The sequence below is a fragment of the Serratia sp. FS14 genome, assembly GCF_000695995.1.
Lineage (GTDB): Bacteria > Pseudomonadota > Gammaproteobacteria > Enterobacterales > Enterobacteriaceae > Serratia > Serratia nematodiphila.
Genome location: NZ_CP005927.1, coordinates 428156 through 445319, shown reverse-complemented (window position 1 = coordinate 445319; position 17164 = coordinate 428156). Strand labels below are relative to the sequence as shown.

Genomic DNA, 17164 nt, shown 5'->3' with positions numbered 1-17164 from the left:
TTGACGACGGAAAATCGGCCTGCGGTGGTAAATAAAATGTTATTAAAATGATGTTGTTCTGATGTTGCGTAAGGGTGTAATGTAACGGCCGGTTAACTTGCTCGTGAATAACCTCGCACTATTTTTGATTAGTGTGCGCTATGCCCTTCATGCGTAAGCGATTTAATCTAAAATGGGCGCGACAGCGGCCGTTTTATTATACCTGCAGGCAAGAATTGGCTAATTTATTGTTTTGAAAGGTGTAATAACGTAAGGTCCGTAACCAACACATTCACGGCGCTTTATATATTTAAGATAATAAAGGAGTATAGGATGAAAGTTGCAGTTCTCGGTGCTGCTGGCGGTATCGGCCAGGCCCTCGCCCTTCTACTCAAAACCCAGCTTCCTTCAGGTTCTGAACTCTCTCTCTACGACATTGCCCCTGTTACCCCAGGCGTTGCCGTCGACTTAAGCCACATCCCAACCGCAGTTAAAATCAAAGGCTTCAGCGGCGAAGACGCGACTCCGGCTCTGCACGGTGCGGACGTGGTGCTGATTTCCGCCGGCGTGGCCCGTAAGCCAGGCATGGATCGCTCTGACCTGTTCAACGTTAACGCCGGCATCGTGCGTAACCTGATTGAGCAAGTGGCGAAAACCTGCCCGAAAGCCTGCATCGGCATCATCACCAACCCGGTTAACACCACGGTCGCCATCGCGGCGGAAGTGCTGAAAAAAGCCGGCGTTTACGACAAGAACAAACTGTTCGGCGTGACTTCGCTGGATATCATCCGTTCCAATACCTTCGTGGCCGAGCTGAAAGGCAAGCAGCCTGAAGAACTGAACGTGCCGGTGATCGGCGGCCACTCTGGCGTGACCATCCTGCCTCTGCTGTCGCAGATCCCTGGCGTGAGCTTCACCGATCAGGAAGTGGCGGATCTGACCAAACGTATTCAGAACGCCGGCACTGAAGTGGTGGAAGCCAAAGCCGGCGGCGGGTCTGCAACGCTGTCCATGGGCCAGGCGGCCGCCCGTTTCGGTCTGTCTCTGGTGCGTGCGCTGCAGGGCGAGAAAGGCGTTGTGGAATGCGCTTACGTTGAAGGCGACGGCAAATACGCTCGCTTCTTCGCGCAGCCGCTGGTGCTGGGCAAGAACGGCGTTGAAGAACGCAAAGATATCGGCACCCTGAGCGCCTTCGAGCAGAAAGCACTGAACGAGATGCTGGACGTGCTGCATAAAGATATCGAACTGGGCGAGAAGTTCATCAATAACTGATCGACACCGATAGTCAGCCGATAAACGCCGCCGGACGCTGTTCCGGCGGTTTTTTTTGCTCCGCGTTCACGATTTGATGCGTGCTTTGCGATCCAGCAGGCAATCGCTGTGCGGATCGTAATAGCGGCTTGGCCAGATCTCCGAAGGGTGGATGCCTATCGCTTCGGCGATCAGCCATTCCCCCTTTGGCCACGGGCGCGACAGCGCATTGGCCAGCGTCGATGAGCTTAATCCGGCCTTGCGCGACACTGCCGCCAGCGTGGTGCCCTGCTTGCGTAGCGCCGCGATGATATCTGCCGGATGCCAATCTGGGTTCCTTGAATTCATGTTTACATTCCTTTTCTGATTAGCCAAAGTTGCGTTAGTGGTATAACTAACGGGTCATGGTTAAGCGTTTGAACAACGTGAAACGCTTATTCGGAAACAAGAATACCATTAAATTTCCTAAAAAATACCCAAGTAATTTCCAAAAACCGACATTGCCCACTATTGCCCAGAGATGATGGCTATGAAAAACGAGTGGTTTGCCGCCAAGGAACTGACAGGCATCGCAGGATTACCTTCCTCACCACAGGGAATCAATCTGATGGCCCGACGCGAAGGCTGGATCAGCCGCAGGCGTAAAGGCGTGCAGGGAAAAGCGTTGGAGTACCATATCGACAGCCTGCCTCCAGGCGTGCGTAACCTGCTGGCGCTGAAAGAAGACGGGGCGACATATGACGTAGAACGCCAGGATCCGTTGGCGGTCTGGATCGAGTATTACTACCATTTGACGGAGAGCGAGCGCGAGAAAATGGTGGCTTTCCTGATGCGGGAAGGGATTGGCGGCCTGCTGGCGCGTATCGACGAAGAGAGCAATACCTAGGCAGGCCCGCGTGGGCGGGCCTGATGAATGTATTGCGAAATTAAAATTTCTTAAAAATCGCGTTGTACCGCCAAATGGGCCAGGCCCTCCAGCGCTGTACGGTGCTCTGATGCCGGCAAGACCTGCAGCGCGGCGATCGCCTTGTCGGCTTCTTCCTCGGCGCGTTTGCGGGTGTATTCCAGCGAACCGCATTGCTGCATCGCCTGCAGCACCGGCTCCAGCAGGTGGCGGCCGTTGCCTTGCTCAATTGCGCCGCGGATCATGTCACGCTGGGCGTCGTCGCCGTTGTGCATCGCGTGCAGCAGCGGCAGGGTCGGTTTCCCTTCGTTCAGATCGTCGCCGGTGTTTTTGCCCAGCGTGCTGCCGTCGGCGCTGTAGTCGAGCAGATCGTCGATCAGCTGGAAAGCGGTGCCGAGGTAGCGGCCATAATCTTGCAGCGCCTGTTCTTGCTCAGCGCTGGCGCCGGACAGGATCGCCGACGATTGCGCCGCCGCTTCAAACAGACGGGCGGTTTTGCTGTAGATCACCCGCATATAACTTTCTTCGCTGATGTCGGGATCGTGCACGTTCATCAACTGCAGCACTTCACCTTCGGCGATGACGTTGACGGCCTCCGACATCAGCGCCAGCACGCGCAGGGATTCCAGGCTGGTCATCATCTGAAAGGCGCGGGTATAGATAAAGTCGCCGACCAGCACGCTGGCGGCGTTGCCGAACGCCGCGTTGGCGGTGGCTTTGCCGCGGCGCATGTCCGATTCGTCGACGACGTCGTCATGCAACAACGTGGCGGTATGAATGAATTCGATCAGGGCGGCTACGGTGACGTGCTTGTTGCCTTCGTAGCCCAACGCCCGCGCCGCCAGGACGGCGATCATCGGCCGGATGCGCTTACCGCCACCGCTGATAATGTAATAGCCAAGCTGATTGATGAGCGTGACATCGGAATTCAGCTGTTCGAGAATTGTTGCGTTCACGGCCGCCATATCTTGCGCGGTTAACTCGGTAATTTGCTCTAGGTTCATTGTGTTTTTTTCAGCTGTGTTTCTCTTCACCGCGTTGAGATCGCTGCTCACATCGGTACATGGCGGTAACTGTCCCTATGATTGTACTTGAAAAACGGTTCAGATAAACGCCACGAAAGAAACTGCGCTTTTTTCTTCTTTTTTCTCCTTCTGGTCTTATTCTGCTCTTGTCATGCGCCGCTTTTTTGCGTAGAATTCGCGCCCTATTGTGAATATTTATAGCGCGCTCTGAACTAACACAGTCGGGCACGCGGAAAGCGGAGTTTTATATGTACGCGGTTTTCCAAAGTGGTGGTAAACAACACCGAGTAAGCGAAGGTCAGACCGTTCGCTTGGAAAAGCTGGACATCGCAACTGGTGAAGCGGTTGAGTTTGACCAGATTCTGATGATCGCTAATGGCGAAGATATCAAAATCGGCGTTCCTTTCGTCGATGGCGGCAAGATCAAAGCTGAAGTCGTTGCTCACGGTCGTGGCGAGAAAATTAAAATCGTTAAGTTTCGTCGTCGTAAACACCACCGTAAGCAGCAGGGCCACCGTCAGTGGTTCACTGACGTTAAAATCACCGGCATCAGCGCTTAAGTTAGGAGAGCGGATTAATGGCACACAAAAAGGCTGGCGGCTCGACTCGTAACGGTCGCGATTCAGAAGCTAAACGTCTGGGCGTAAAACGCTTTGGCGGCGAAGCAGTACTGGCAGGCAGCATCATCGTTCGTCAGCGCGGCACCAAATTCCACGCTGGTACCAACGTGGGTTGCGGCAAAGACCACACTCTGTTTGCTTTGAAAGACGGTAAAGTCAAATTCGAAGTTAAAGGCCCGAGCAATCGTAAATTCATCAGCATCGAAGCTGAATAATTTTTCGAGCCTTACGAAATAGATGTAAGCCCCGCAATTCGTTGCGGGGCTTTTTACATTTATGGGTTGCCTGAGGGCAGGCCCGTCAGCGTTGGCGAAGGTGATATGGATACGAAGCAGCAGGTCGGCGTTGGTATTTCTTTGGCGTTAACCACGGCGGTTTGCTGGGGCGCGTTGCCGATCGCGATGAAAGAAGTGTTGGTGGTGATGGAGCCGTTTACCGTTGTCTGGTATCGCTTTACCATGGCCGCCATCGGTTTGGGCCTGATCCTTGCGGTGCGCGGCAAGCTGCCGCCGCTGACGATGTTCCGCCAGCCGCGTTGGCTGCTGCTGTTGGCGATCGCGACGGCGGGGCTGCTGGGCAACTTTGTGTTCTTCAGCTCCTCGCTGCAATACCTGAGCCCGACGGCGTCGCAGGTGATTGGCCAGCTGTCGCCAGTCGGTATGATGTTCGCCAGCGTGCTGATTTTAAAAGAGCGCATGCGCATCACCCAGGTCATTGGCGCCCTGATGCTGATTTGCGGGCTGATGCTGTTTTTCAACGTCAGTCTGATAGAGATCTTCACCCGGCTGACGGACTACACGCTGGGCGTCATGCTGGGCGTGTGTGCGGCGATGGTCTGGGTGAGCTATGGCGTGGCGCAGAAGGTGTTGCTGCGCCGGCTGGCTTCGCCGCAGATCCTGGTTATGTTGTACACTTTATGTGCGATTGCGTTGTTCCCTCTGGCCAAACCCGAGGTGATTTTCCAGCTTAGCGGCTGGCAATTGGCGTGCCTGCTGTTTTGCGGCGCCAACACGCTGATCGGCTATGGCGCGCTGGCAGAAGCGATGGCGCGCTGGCAGGCGGCGCAGGTGAGCGCGTTGGTTACGCTGACCCCGCTGTTTACCCTGCTGTTTTCAGATTTATTGGCGCTGGCTTGGCCCCAGGCATTCGCCATGCCGACGCTGAACATCGTCGGCTATGTCGGTGCGTTTGTGGTTGTGGCGGGCGCCATGTTTTCCGCAATTGGTCACCGGTGGTGGCCGCGACGGGCAGACCCCCCCCTGGTTGCTCCTTTGAAGCAGCCCGGTGAATGATTTACGGAGACGGTAAATGAAGTTTGTAGATGAAGCAGCGATTCTGGTCGTTGCAGGCGACGGCGGCAACGGGTGCGTCAGCTTCCGCCGCGAAAAATATATCCCGAACGGTGGGCCTGACGGCGGTGACGGCGGCGACGGCGGCGACGTCTACCTGCTGGCGGACGAGAACCTTAACACCCTGATCGACTACCGCTTTGAGAAGTCTTTCCGCGCCGAACGCGGCCAGAATGGTCAGAGCCGCGACTGTACCGGCAAACGCGGTAAAGACGTCATCATCAAGGTGCCGGTCGGCACGCGCGTGAAGGATCAGGGCACCGGCGAGATCCTCGGCGACATGACCCGCCACGAGCAGAAGCTGATGGTCGCCAAAGGCGGCTGGCACGGTCTGGGCAACACCCGTTTCAAATCTTCGGTCAACCGCGCGCCGCGTCAGAAGACGCTGGGTACCGCCGGCGAAGCGCGTGACCTGTTGCTGGAGCTGTTGCTGCTGGCCGATGTGGGCATGCTGGGGCTGCCGAACGCCGGCAAATCGACCTTCATCCGCGCGGTGTCCGCCGCCAAGCCGAAGGTGGCCGATTATCCGTTTACCACGCTGGTGCCGAGCCTGGGCGTGGTGCGCATGGATCACGAGCAGAGCTTTGTGGTCGCCGACATTCCGGGGCTGATCGAGGGCGCCTCCGAAGGCGCCGGCCTGGGTATTCGTTTCCTGAAACACCTGGAGCGTTGCCGCGTGCTGCTGCACCTGGTGGACATCGCGCCGATCGACGAATCCGATCCGGTGGAAAACGCCAAAGTCATCATTAACGAGTTGAACCAATACAGCGAAAATCTGGCGCAGAAGCCGCGCTGGCTGGTGTTCAACAAAATTGATGTGATTGGTGAGGAAGAAGCCGCCGAACGCGCCAAGGCGATTGTGGAAGGCATGGGCTGGGAAGGGAAGTACTACATGATCTCTGCCGCCAACCGCGAAGGCGTCAACGCGCTGTGCTGGGACGTGATGAACTTCATCAACACCCAGCCGAAAGCGATGGCGATCGAAGAAAGCGCACCGGAAAAAGTCGAATTCATGTGGGATGACTACCACCGCGAGCAAATCGCGGAAGTGGAAGCCGAAGCGGAAGATGACTGGGATGACGACTGGGACGAAGACGACGACGAAGGCGTCGAAATCATTTACCAGAAGTAATTCGGTGATAAAGGGCTCAGCAACGCTGGGCCCTTATTATTTGAGCGCCTTTTCCGGCAGCCAGCACTGGGCATTCAGGCCGCGCGCATCGCGGCGGTTTTCCAGCGTCAAACGCCCCTGGTGCAGTTGCGCGATGCGGATCACGATATTCAGGCCCAGTCCGCTGCCGCCGTAGCGTTGATCCATGCGGCGAAACGCCTGCGTCAGCTCCCCGACCATTTCTTCCTTGATTCCCGGGCCATCGTCGATGACCTGCAGCAGATAGCCGTTGTCTTGCGGCGTTAACCGCACCTGTATCGCGCCGCCTTCCGGGCCGTAACGGTGAGCGTTTTCGACCAGGTTGCGCAGCAGAAGCCGCAGCAGCACCGGATCGCCGTTCACTGTGGCAGCAGCCGGCAATTGCCAGCCCAGCGTCTGCCCGCGTTGGGCGGCCATTTCGTCGAGCTCTTCGCGCAGCGGCTGGATCACATCGGCCACCCAATCGAAATGCTGATAATGGCCGCTGGCGAAGTCTTGCCCGGCGCGCGACAGCATCAGCAACTGCTCGACGGTATGCATCAGCTGATCGATGCGGGCGATCAGCGCCTGGCTGCCCTTGACGCCTTGTTTTTCCATCAATTCCAGATGCAGGCGGATGCCGGCCAGCGGCGTGCGCAGTTCGTGGGCGGCGTCGGCGGTGAACAGGCGTTCCTGTTGAATGGTGTTGTCCAACCGTGAGAACAGCTGATTGAGCGCATTGGTGACGGCCACCATTTCCTGGCTATCGCTGGTGATCGGCAGCGGCGTCAGGTTATCGGCAGAGCGCTTTTCCAGCCGCTGTTGCAGTTGGTTGAGTGGGCGGATGATCCAGCTGATAGCCCAGAATGACGCCAACAGGGTGACGATCATCATGATCAGCGAAGGGGCCAACAGCGATGCGATGGCCTCGGCGATCTCGGTATCGACGCGTTCGGTACGCACTTTGGCGGACAGGGTTTCGTCCACCAGGAAGCTGATCTGCTCCTGGCTTTCGTGCCACAGCCAGAAGGCGCTGATGAGTTGCGTGACCAGCAGGATCAGCGCCAGCATCAGCAGCAGGCGGCGGCGCATGCTGATCATGACGAGGGTTCCAGGCGGTAGCCGATGCCGCGCACGGTGCGAATGCGATCCTTGCCCAGTTTGCGGCGCAGGTTGTGAATATGCACTTCCAGGGTGTTGGAACCTAAATCGTCTTGCCAGGTGTAGAGATCCTGCTGCAGGAGTTCGCGGTTGACCGTCTGCCCGGCACGCATGATCAGGCGCGCCAGAATGGCGAACTCTTTCGGCGTGACCTCCACCGGCTGCTGTTGCAGATAGACCTGCTGGCTGGAGAGATTCAACTGCAGGTCATCCACCTGCATCAGATTGTCGCTGTGGCCCTGGTAGCGCCGCAGGAGAGCGCGCACGCGCGCCTGCAGCTCAACCAGCGCGAAGGGTTTGACCAGGTAGTCGTCGGCGCCGGCGTCCAGCCCGTCGACGCGATCTTCCAGGGCGTCGCGGGCGGTCAGGATCAGCACCGGCAGATCGATCTGCTGGCGGCGCCACTGCCGCAGCAGCGCCGCGCCGTCCATGTCCGGCAGGCCGAGATCCAGGATCACCATGCTGTATTGGCTGGTGATGAGCAGGCTGTTGGCCTCCGCCGCCGTGGCGGCGCAGTCGCAGACGTAACCCTCGCCGGTCAGCGCCAACGCCAGCCCCTGTTGCAGCAGTTCATCATCTTCAACGACCAGCAGCTTCATGACGACCCTCAGTTGTTTTGGTAAATATCCCGATACAGGCGGCTTTCGAAGCGCACCAGCGGCGCGCGGCGCTGTTTCTGATCTTCCGGCGGCACGGCGTAGCCGGAGAGATACTGCACGAAGGCCATGCGCTGGCCGCTGGCGGTCGTGATGAAGCCTGCCAGGTTGTAGACGCCCTGCAGCGCGCCGGTCTTGGCCGACACCTTGCCGTCGACGCCGGCTTCATGCAGGCCGCCGCGGTAGCGCAGGGTGCCGTCATAGCCGGACAGCGGCAGCATCGAGATAAAGTTCAGCTCGTTGTCGTGCTGCGCGATGTACTGCAGTGCCTGCATCATGGTCGCCGGGGCCAGCAGGTTGTGGCGCGACAGGCCGGAACCGTCGGCGATGATGGTATTGCCCAGATCGATGCCGGCCTTTTGGCGCAGTACCTGGCGCACCGCATCGGAGCCCGCTCGCCAGGTGCCCGGCACGCCGAAGCGCTCATGGCCGATGGTGCGGAAGACGGTATCGGCAATCATGTTGTCCGACTTCTTCAGCATGATCTTCAACAGATCGTGCAGCGGTGCCGACTGGGTTTGCGCGATCACCGTGCCGGTAATGCCGGGACGCGTCTGGCGTTTCAAATGCCCGTCGATCTGGATGCCGGCCTGCGTCAGCTCGTCTTTCAAGATGGCGCCCGCATAGCTGGCGCCGTCCTGGATGGCGAAGGCCAGCGGCAACGGTTCGCTGCGCTGCGTCAGGCAGCCGGTCAGGGTAAAGCGGTTCAGCTCGCCCGGCACCACGTCCAGCTCGCAGTACTGCGCGTCTGCGGAGCCGCGCGCCAGGGTGCGCACCTGGCTAAACATATTAACCGGATAATAGGAGGCGACGCGGATAAACGCCATGTCGCCCGGATTCGGCGCGCTGTACAGCGAGACCGAGAAACAGTTGCGATCGACGATGGCGGCGGCCGGCGGCGCGCTGAAGCACTGCGTCAGATCGTTCCACGGCCAACCGGGCGCTTTGTCATGGCTGGCGAAGACTGAGGTATCGACCAGCACGTCGCCGCTGATTTGGCGCACGCCCTGCTTTTTCAGGACGGCCACCATATTGCGCAGGCTCTGGCGTTTGAAGGTCGGATCGCCGCTGAAGCGAGCGATCAGGTTGCCGCGCAGCACGCCGTCGCGGATATCGCCCTGGCTCTCCAGCGTGGTGGTGAAACGGTAATCGGGCCCGAGTTGCAGCAATGCCGCCAGCGCCGTCAGCACTTTTTGGGTACTGGCCGGCAGCGCCATTTGCTGAGAGTGGTAATCGATCGTCGGCGAGCCGGCGCCGATCTTCTGAACGACCAGGGCAAGGTTGGCCCCATCAGGCAGATATTGTGTGTACTCTTCAACCGGGGCCGCATTCGCATTCAGAACAAATGCGCAAGCCAATGCACTGACAATTCGTGAAAAACGCATAATCTCGGGATAACAGCTGGATAACGTGCCGTCATACTACGGTGCAATCAGGGAAAAAGTAAACGATGACCCTCAAGGAACTCTAGGCTAAAATGCGTATCAAAATGCAAAACCGATCTTGGCTTGGGCTCCGTTCCGAGTCAGGTTTCTTTTGTTTGTCGCCTGGAGGCGGGGGGCGGTATGCCAACCGTGTTTTCATACGAATACGTCAGGATGACGGTTATTTGAACAGGAAAGATTTAGAGGTATTTATACGATGAACCAAATTCCGATGACCTTGTTTGGCGCTGAAAAACTGCGCGAAGAGCTCGAATATCTTAAAAGCGTGCGCCGCCCGAAAATCATTGCGGATATCGCTGAAGCGCGTGAACACGGCGACTTGAAAGAAAATGCCGAGTACCATGCCGCCCGCGAACAGCAGGGTTTCTGTGAAGGCCGCATTCAGGAAATCGAAGCCAAGCTGTCCAATGCTCAGGTGATCGACATCACCAAGATGCCGAACACCGGTCGGGTGATCTTCGGCGCCACCGTATCGGTGATGAATCTGGATAGCGAAGAAGAAGTGACTTACCGCATCGTTGGCGACGATGAGGCCGATTTCAAGAAAAATCTGATTTCGGTAAACTCGCCGATGGCGCGCGGCCTGATCGGCAAAGAGCAAGACGATGTGGTGGTGATCAAAACCCCAGGCGGCGACGTGGAATACGAGATCCTGAAGGTCGAGTATCTCTGATCGGGACCGTTGGTCATTAATGCGCCAACGTTTTGTAAAGATAGGAAAAAGGCCGCAAGCGGCCTTTTATCTTGGTCAGGCGCATGGCACCTTTTCGTTAACCTGATGGTTATTAACGCGGTAGACTGATCTTGCGCTCTTTCGACGGGCGGTAAAGAATAAGCGTACTGCCGATAACTTGCACATTGCAGGCGCCCGTTTCACGCACGATAGCGTCGGCGATCAGGGTCTTGGTTTCGCGATCTTCAGCGGCGATTTTTACCTTGATCAGCTCATGATGCTCCAGAGCCTGTTCAATTTCAGCCAGCACCCCTTCGGTAAGACCGTTATTGCCCAGCATCACCACCGGTTTTAACGGATGCGCCAGGCCTTTCAGGTGCTGTTTTTGTTTATTATTCAGATTCATTGTCTTTTTTGCTTAAGTTGGGATTGAAAACGGTACATTCTACCGCCATCTCATGTATATCACCAAATCGGTCTTCACCGGTGTGAGTCTACGTGAGCAGCGACCCTGACATAAGACTCTTTTTATGATAGTTGGAAAACGAGATGGCTAATAAAAAGCGTTCGGCTAGCTCCAGTCGCTGGTTACAAGAACACTTTAGCGATAAATATGTACAGCAGGCGCAGAAAAAGGGACTGCGTTCCCGTGCCTGGTTTAAACTTGATGAAATACAGCAGAGCGACAAACTGTTCAAACCGGGCATGACCGTGGTTGACCTGGGCGCCGCACCGGGCGGCTGGTCGCAGTATGTGGTCACCCAAATCGGCGGTACCGGGCGCATCATCGCCTGTGATATTTTGCCAATGGATCCTATCGTTGGCGTCGATTTCCTTCAGGGCGATTTTCGTGATGAACTGGTGCTGAAGGCACTGTTGGAACGAGTAGGCGAGAGTAAGGTTCAGGTGGTCATGTCCGATATGGCCCCGAATATGAGTGGCACCCCGGCGGTCGATATTCCAAGGTCGATGTATCTGGTGGAGTTGGCGCTGGATATGTGTCGTGATGTCCTCGCACCAGGCGGAAGTTTCCTGGTGAAGGTGTTCCAGGGAGATGGCTTTGACGAGTACCTACGGGAAATTCGCTCCCTGTTTACGAAGGTTAAGATTCGTAAGCCAGACGCTTCCCGCGCCCGTTCGCGCGAAGTGTACATTGTAGCGACAGGGCGCAAACTGTAGTACCCTAACGCTGTTTGTTAACACAGTTGTAAGATGAGGTTAATCCCTTGAGTGACATGGCGAAAAACCTAATTCTCTGGTTAGTCATCGCGGTAGTGTTGATGTCTGTATTCCAGAGCTTTGGGCCCAGCGAGTCGAATGGCCGTAGGGTGGATTACTCTACCTTCATGTCCGAACTGACCCAGGACCAGGTTCGCGAAGCGCGAATCAACGGACGTGAAATTAACGTTACCAAGAAAGACAGTAACAAATACACGACCTACATCCCTGTCAACGATCCTAAGTTGCTGGATACGTTGTTAACGAAGAATGTGAAAGTTGTCGGCGAGCCGCCTGAAGAGCCGAGCCTGCTGGCTTCTATCTTTATCTCTTGGTTCCCGATGCTGTTGCTGATCGGGGTCTGGATCTTCTTTATGCGGCAAATGCAGGGCGGCGGCGGCAAGGGCGCGATGTCCTTCGGCAAGAGCAAGGCCCGCATGCTGACGGAAGACCAGATCAAGACCACTTTCGCCGATGTCGCCGGGTGTGACGAAGCGAAAGAAGAGGTGAGCGAACTGGTGGAATACCTGCGCGAACCGAGCCGTTTCCAGAAGCTGGGCGGCAAGATCCCGAAAGGCGTGCTGATGGTTGGCCCGCCGGGGACCGGTAAAACGCTGTTGGCGAAAGCGATCGCCGGCGAAGCGAAGGTACCGTTCTTCACAATTTCCGGTTCCGACTTCGTCGAAATGTTCGTCGGCGTGGGTGCATCCCGCGTGCGCGACATGTTCGAACAAGCGAAGAAAGCCGCGCCGTGCATCATCTTCATCGATGAAATCGACGCCGTCGGTCGCCAGCGTGGCGCCGGCCTGGGTGGCGGTCACGATGAGCGCGAGCAGACCCTGAACCAGATGCTGGTTGAGATGGACGGTTTCGAAGGCAACGAGGGCATCATCGTCATCGCGGCCACCAACCGTCCGGACGTGCTTGACCCCGCGCTGTTGCGCCCGGGCCGTTTCGACCGTCAGGTCGTGGTCGGGCTGCCGGATGTGCGTGGCCGTGAGCAGATCCTGAAGGTGCACATGCGCCGCGTGCCGTTGGCTGCCGACATCGACGCCTCCGTCATTGCGCGCGGTACGCCGGGCTTCTCCGGTGCCGATCTGGCCAACCTGGTCAACGAAGCGGCGCTGTTCGCCGCCCGCGGCAACAAGCGCGTGGTGTCGATGGTGGAGTTCGAGAAAGCCAAAGACAAGATCATGATGGGTGCGGAACGCCGCTCCATGGTAATGACCGAAGCGCAGAAAGAGTCGACCGCGTATCACGAAGCGGGCCACGCCATCATTGGCCGCCTGGTTCCTGAACATGATCCGGTACATAAAGTGACGATCATTCCTCGTGGCCGTGCGCTCGGCGTGACCTTCTTCCTGCCGGAAGGGGATGCGATCAGCGCCAGCCGTCAGAAGCTGGAGAGCCAAATCTCCACCCTGTACGGCGGCCGTCTGGCGGAAGAGATCATCTACGGGCCGGAAAAAGTCTCTACCGGTGCGTCGAACGACATCAAAGTGGCGACCTCCATCGCCCGCAACATGGTGACCCAATGGGGCTTCTCCGAGAAGCTGGGGCCGCTGCTGTATGCGGAAGAAGAGGGTGAAGTGTTCCTGGGCCGCTCCGTGGCCAAGGCGAAGCACATGTCGGATGAAACCGCGCGTATCATCGACCAGGAAGTGAAGTCGCTGATCGAACGCAACTACACGCGTGCTCGCTCGCTGCTGATGGAAAACATGGACATCCTGCACTCGATGAAGGATGCGCTGATGAAGTATGAAACCATCGATGCGCCGCAGATCGACGATCTGATGAACCGCAAAGACGTGCGTCCGCCGGCGGGCTGGGACGATGCGAACAAAGGCAACAGCTCCGACAACGGCGGCACCCCGAAAGCCCCGACGCCGGTAGATGAGCCGCGCACCCCAACGCCGGGCAACACCATGTCCGAACAGCTCGACAAGTAACAACGGCTGTGTAATAACATCAAACCCCGGTACGCCGGGGTTTTTTTTTGCCCGGCGGGCAGTGAACCAGGCAACAGTAAGGTGGACCAACCATGCAGTTAACCGTGCGCGACATGACGCTCAATCTCTCCCATCCACAGGTGATGGGCATCCTCAACGTGACACCGGATTCGTTTTCCGACGGCGGCCGCCACAACACCCTGAACCAGGCGCTGATGCATGCGCATGCGCTGATTTCGGCCGGCGCCACGATGATTGATATCGGCGGCGAATCGACAAGGCCGGGGGCGGCGGAGGTGAGTGAAGAGGAAGAATTGGAACGGGTCGTGCCGGTGGTGGAAGCGCTGGCGCAGCGCTTCGAGGTCTTTATCTCGGTCGATACCTCGAAGGCGGGCGTGATCCGCGAATCGGCGCAGGCCGGCGCCCATCTGATCAACGACATTCGTTCGCTGCAGGAGCCGGGTGCCCTGGCGGCGGCGGCGGAAAGCGGCCTGCCGGTCTGTCTGATGCACATGCAGGGGCAGCCGCGCACCATGCAGCAGGCGCCGCACTACGACGATCTGATCGCCGACGTTCAGGCGTTTTTCGAACACCATATCCGGCGCTGTAACGAGGCGGGGATAACAAATCAGAAATTGCTGCTCGACCCCGGCTTCGGTTTCGGTAAAAATTTGTCGCACAACTATCAGCTTCTGGCTCGGTTGTCGGAGTTTCATCGTTTTGGTTTGCCGCTGTTGGTCGGCATGTCGCGCAAATCGATGATTGGACAACTGCTGAACGTGCCGCCGGATCAACGGGTTATCGGCAGCGTGGCCTGCGCAGTGATCGCGGCGATGCAGGGTGCGCAGATTGTCAGAGTGCATGACGTTAAAGAAACCGTCGAGGCGATGCGTGTCGTCGAGGCAACACTTTCAGCTAAGGGACAGTAGAGACATGAGCGAGCGCAAATATTTTGGCACCGACGGCATCCGTGGCAAGGTCGGGGACAGCCCCATTACGCCGGACTTCGTGCTGAAGCTGGGCTGGGCGGCCGGTAAAGTGCTGGCGCGTCACGGTTCCCGCAAGATCATCATCGGTAAGGATACGCGCATCTCCGGCTATATGCTGGAGTCCGCTCTGGAAGCCGGTCTGGCGGCCGCCGGATTGTCCGCCTCTTTCACCGGGCCGATGCCCACGCCGGCGGTAGCCTATCTGACGCGCACCTTCCGCGCCGAAGCGGGCATTGTCATTTCCGCTTCGCATAACCCGTTCTATGACAACGGCATCAAGTTTTTCTCGATCGACGGCGCCAAGCTGCCGGACAATGTCGAAGAAGCGATCGAGGCCGAGATGGAAAAGCCGCTGACCTGCGTGGAGTCCTCGGAACTGGGTAAAGCCAGCCGCATCATCGACGCCGCCGGTCGCTATATCGAATTCTGCAAAGGCACCTTCCCGAGCGAGCTGAGCCTGAAAGGGCTGAAAATCGTGGTCGACTGCGCCAACGGCGCGACTTACCACATCGCGCCGAGCGTGCTGCGCGAGCTGGGCGCTACGGTGATCGCCATCGGCGTTGAGCCGGACGGCATGAACATCAACGAGAAATGCGGTGCTACCGATGTGCGTCAGTTGCAGGAGCGCGTGCTGCAGGAAAAAGCGCACGTTGGCCTGGCGTTCGACGGCGACGGCGACCGCGTGATGATGGTGGATCACCTGGGCAATAAGGTGGACGGCGATCAGATCCTGTACATCATCGCCCGCGAAGGCCTGCGCCAGGGTCAGCTGCGCGGCGGCGCGGTCGGCACCCTGATGAGCAATATGGGGCTGGAGCTGGCGCTGAAACAGCTGGGCATTCCGTTCGCTCGCGCCAAAGTGGGCGACCGTTACGTGCTGGAGAAGCTGCAGGAGCTGGGCTGGCGCATCGGTGCGGAAAACTCCGGCCATGTGATCTTGCTGGACAAAACCACCACCGGCGACGGCATCGTGGCCGGGTTGCAGGTGCTGACTGCCATGGTGCGTAACCACATGAGCCTGCATGACCTGTGCAGCGGCATGAAGCTGTTGCCGCAGATCCTGGTCAACGTGCGTTTCGCCGGCGATCACAATCCGCTGGAGTCCGAAGCGGTGCGCAAGGTCACCGAACAGGTGGAAGCCGAGCTGGCCGGTCGCGGCCGGGTGCTGCTGCGCAAATCGGGCACTGAACCGCTGATCCGCGTGATGGTGGAGGGTGAGGACGAGCAGCAGGTGACCGCGCTGGCGCATCGCATCGCCGATGCGGTGAAATCCGCAGGTTAAAACAGACAGTTAGCCGCCGGGCTTGGCATCGCTGAGCCCGAACAGGCGATTGTTGGCGTTTTTTTCCGCAAACGCGCCGACGGCTGCAAATTGCCCTTGCGCGGGTTGGCGGCTTTGGTTAGTATTCACACCCGCTTCAGTAGGCAGTTTATAAACACGCCTGCTTGATGAGTGTGAAGCATTTGGCATGCGGTGAGGCCGCAAGGATACGGGTACTACTATGTACGAAGCTCTTCTGGTAATTTTCCTGCTGATTTCAATCGGGCTGGTTGCTCTGATTATGTTGCAGCAAGGTAAAGGCGCTGATATGGGAGCCTCTTTCGGAGCAGGTGCATCAGGCACGTTGTTCGGTTCGAGTGGTTCCGGTAACTTTATGACCCGCATGACTGCTGTATTGGCGACGCTGTTCTTCGTCATCAGCCTGATTCTGGGCAACCTCAGCAGCAACCAAAGCAAGAAAGGCAGCGAGTGGGAAAACCTCGGTCAGCCGGTGAAAACTGAGCAGACAACCGCGCCGGCAGCACCTGCCAAGCCGAGCAGCGACATCCCGCAGTAAGTCGCAAAAAGTTTGTAAACGGTGGTTGTGAACTCGAAAGAACAACGGCCGTTAGCAGTAAGAATCAGTACCGAGGTGGTGGAATTGGTAGACACGCTACCTTGAGGTGGTAGTGCCCTAACGGGCTTGTGGGTTCGAGTCCCATCCTCGGTACCAAATCCCAGAGATAACTTGCAATTTTGCGATTATCGGCGTAGTATTTGCCACGTTTTCGGACGCGGGGTGGAGCAGCCTGGTAGCTCGTCGGGCTCATAACCCGAAGGTCGTCGGTTCAAATCCGGCCCCCGCAACCACTTTCCTTTAAGTGTTTATTTTCAAATACACTTTTCGATTGAAATCCGCTTTTCTCGATCAACATTTGAAAATGACACTTGCTCGAAAGTTGTACCGAGGCCGCCTAGCGGCAAACAGGGTCCAGTTGCATAAAGCCCCGATTTTTCGGGGTTTTTTGTTATTTGGCAACAGAATCACTGGGCTATTTAGCCCTTTTTTTATGTCTTGGGGGTGGGCTTGTCCACATTAGAGCAACAGTTAACAGAGATGCTTTCGGCACCCGTAGAAGCGTTGGGCTTTGAGCTTGTAGGCATCGAATTCATTCGTGCGCGCCAATCGACGCTCCGCATCTATATTGATAGTGACAACGGCATCAATGTTGATGATTGCGCTGATGTCAGCCACCAGGTCAGCGCTGTATTGGACGTCGAAGATCCAATCACGGTCGCTTACAACTTGGAAGTCTCCTCTCCTGGCCTTGATCGCCCGATGTTCACCGCAGAGCACTATACGCGTTACCTCGGTGAAGAAGTCAGCCTGGTCCTGCGCATGGCGGTACAGAACCGTCGCAAGTGGCAGGGTATTATCAAGTCTGTCGAAGGCGAGATGATCACGGTTACTGTGGAAGGGAAAGATGAAGTGTTCGCGCTGAGCAACATCCAGAAAGCGAACCTGGTACCCCACTTTTAAAGTTTGGAAGAGGCA

General features: G+C 57.4%; 19 protein-coding genes and 2 tRNA genes. 15 read left to right on the top strand and 6 right to left on the bottom strand.

Translation table 11 applies throughout. The features are described from left to right. Positions 1 to 312: 312 nt before the first annotated feature. Positions 313 to 1251: a malate dehydrogenase gene (gene mdh / locus L085_RS02035; protein WP_004933569.1), complete on the top strand. Its 939-nt coding sequence runs from the start codon at positions 313 to 315 to the stop codon at positions 1249 to 1251. A gap of 66 nt (positions 1252 to 1317) precedes the next feature. Here mdh and L085_RS02030 read toward each other — a convergent pair whose 3' ends face one another. Next, positions 1318 to 1578, bottom strand: coding sequence for a helix-turn-helix transcriptional regulator (locus L085_RS02030; RefSeq protein WP_004933567.1), 261 nt, complete (start codon positions 1576 to 1578; stop codon positions 1318 to 1320). Positions 1579 to 1759: 181 nt separating this feature from the next. Here L085_RS02030 and L085_RS02025 point away from each other — a divergent pair, with 181 nt between their 5' ends. Continuing rightward, positions 1760 to 2116, top strand: coding sequence for a DNA-binding protein (locus L085_RS02025; RefSeq protein ID WP_015376406.1), 357 nt, complete (start codon positions 1760 to 1762; stop codon positions 2114 to 2116). Positions 2117 to 2166: 50 nt separating this feature from the next. Here the strand turns inward: L085_RS02025 and ispB are convergent, their stop codons facing one another. After that, a complete protein-coding gene (ispB, locus tag L085_RS02020; protein WP_016929331.1) occupies positions 2167 to 3138 on the bottom strand; it encodes an octaprenyl diphosphate synthase in 972 nt (323 codons plus the stop codon). A gap of 269 nt (positions 3139 to 3407) precedes the next feature. Here ispB and rplU point away from each other — a divergent pair, with 269 nt between their 5' ends. The 4 genes from rplU (at position 3408) to cgtA (ending at position 6260) form a co-directional block, all read left to right on the top strand. After that, positions 3408 to 3719, top strand: a complete 312-nt coding sequence (gene rplU / locus L085_RS02015; protein WP_004933561.1) for a 50S ribosomal protein L21 — start codon at positions 3408 to 3410, stop codon at positions 3717 to 3719. Between the two features lie 17 nt (positions 3720 to 3736). Next, on the top strand, positions 3737 to 3994 hold the full coding sequence (rpmA, locus tag L085_RS02010; protein WP_004933559.1) for a 50S ribosomal protein L27: 258 nt from the start codon (positions 3737 to 3739) through the stop codon (positions 3992 to 3994). A 105-nt stretch (positions 3995 to 4099) separates the two neighbouring features. After that, positions 4100 to 5071 (top strand): DMT family transporter, encoded by a 972-nt coding sequence (locus L085_RS02005; RefSeq protein ID WP_016929330.1) that lies wholly within the window; start codon positions 4100 to 4102, stop codon positions 5069 to 5071. A gap of 16 nt (positions 5072 to 5087) precedes the next feature. Further along, positions 5088 to 6260, top strand: a complete 1173-nt coding sequence (gene cgtA, locus L085_RS02000) for an Obg family GTPase CgtA (protein ID WP_004933553.1) — start codon at positions 5088 to 5090, stop codon at positions 6258 to 6260. A 36-nt stretch (positions 6261 to 6296) separates the two neighbouring features. Here the strand turns inward: cgtA and pmrB are convergent, their stop codons facing one another. Genes pmrB through dacB form a run of 3 tightly spaced genes read right to left on the bottom strand, consistent with a single transcriptional unit; the run spans position 6297 to position 9459 of the window. Further along, on the bottom strand, positions 6297 to 7358 hold the full coding sequence (pmrB, locus tag L085_RS01995; protein ID WP_021504259.1) for a two-component system sensor histidine kinase PmrB: 1062 nt from the start codon (positions 7356 to 7358) through the stop codon (positions 6297 to 6299). Next, a complete protein-coding gene (gene pmrA / locus L085_RS01990) occupies positions 7355 to 8017 on the bottom strand; it encodes a two-component system response regulator PmrA (protein WP_019453348.1) in 663 nt (220 codons plus the stop codon). The genes pmrB and pmrA overlap by 4 nt, the downstream gene beginning before the upstream one ends. 8 nt (positions 8018 to 8025) lie before the next feature. After that, positions 8026 to 9459 carry a serine-type D-Ala-D-Ala carboxypeptidase gene (gene dacB, locus L085_RS01985; RefSeq protein WP_025159591.1) on the bottom strand — a complete coding sequence of 478 codons (1434 nt, stop codon included), beginning with the start codon at positions 9457 to 9459 and terminating at the stop codon, positions 8026 to 8028. 256 nt (positions 9460 to 9715) lie between these two features. Between dacB and greA the strand changes: the two genes are divergently transcribed. Continuing rightward, positions 9716 to 10192, top strand: a complete 477-nt coding sequence (greA, locus tag L085_RS01980; RefSeq protein ID WP_004933539.1) for a transcription elongation factor GreA — start codon at positions 9716 to 9718, stop codon at positions 10190 to 10192. A 112-nt stretch (positions 10193 to 10304) separates the two neighbouring features. Here greA and yhbY read toward each other — a convergent pair whose 3' ends face one another. Continuing rightward, on the bottom strand, positions 10305 to 10598 hold the full coding sequence (yhbY, locus tag L085_RS01975; RefSeq protein ID WP_004933536.1) for a ribosome assembly RNA-binding protein YhbY: 294 nt from the start codon (positions 10596 to 10598) through the stop codon (positions 10305 to 10307). 143 nt (positions 10599 to 10741) lie between these two features. On the opposite strand from yhbY, the gene rlmE reads away from it, so the two are divergent. The 8 genes from rlmE (at position 10742) to rimP (ending at position 17149) form a co-directional block, all read left to right on the top strand. Then, the gene (gene rlmE / locus L085_RS01970; RefSeq protein WP_004933533.1) at positions 10742 to 11371 is read left to right on the top strand and encodes a 23S rRNA (uridine(2552)-2'-O)-methyltransferase RlmE; all 630 of its coding nucleotides are present in this window, start codon (positions 10742 to 10744) and stop codon (positions 11369 to 11371) included. A 56-nt stretch (positions 11372 to 11427) separates the two neighbouring features. After that, positions 11428 to 13359, top strand: a complete 1932-nt coding sequence (gene ftsH / locus L085_RS01965) for an ATP-dependent zinc metalloprotease FtsH (protein WP_004933529.1) — start codon at positions 11428 to 11430, stop codon at positions 13357 to 13359. A gap of 92 nt (positions 13360 to 13451) precedes the next feature. Continuing rightward, complete coding sequence (folP, locus tag L085_RS01960; protein ID WP_044029873.1) at positions 13452 to 14288, top strand: dihydropteroate synthase; 837 nt, start codon at positions 13452 to 13454, stop codon at positions 14286 to 14288. Positions 14289 to 14292: 4 nt separating this feature from the next. After that, positions 14293 to 15630 carry a phosphoglucosamine mutase gene (gene glmM, locus L085_RS01955; RefSeq protein ID WP_004933522.1) on the top strand — a complete coding sequence of 446 codons (1338 nt, stop codon included), beginning with the start codon at positions 14293 to 14295 and terminating at the stop codon, positions 15628 to 15630. 220 nt (positions 15631 to 15850) lie between these two features. Further along, complete coding sequence (gene secG, locus L085_RS01950) at positions 15851 to 16186, top strand: preprotein translocase subunit SecG (RefSeq protein ID WP_004933519.1); 336 nt, start codon at positions 15851 to 15853, stop codon at positions 16184 to 16186. 69 nt (positions 16187 to 16255) lie between these two features. After that, a tRNA-Leu gene (locus L085_RS01945) sits at positions 16256 to 16342 on the top strand. A 60-nt stretch (positions 16343 to 16402) separates the two neighbouring features. Beyond that, positions 16403 to 16479, top strand: a tRNA-Met gene (locus L085_RS01940). Positions 16480 to 16696: 217 nt separating this feature from the next. Next, a complete protein-coding gene (gene rimP, locus L085_RS01935) occupies positions 16697 to 17149 on the top strand; it encodes a ribosome maturation factor RimP (protein WP_004933515.1) in 453 nt (150 codons plus the stop codon). Positions 17150 to 17164 lie beyond the last annotated feature (15 nt).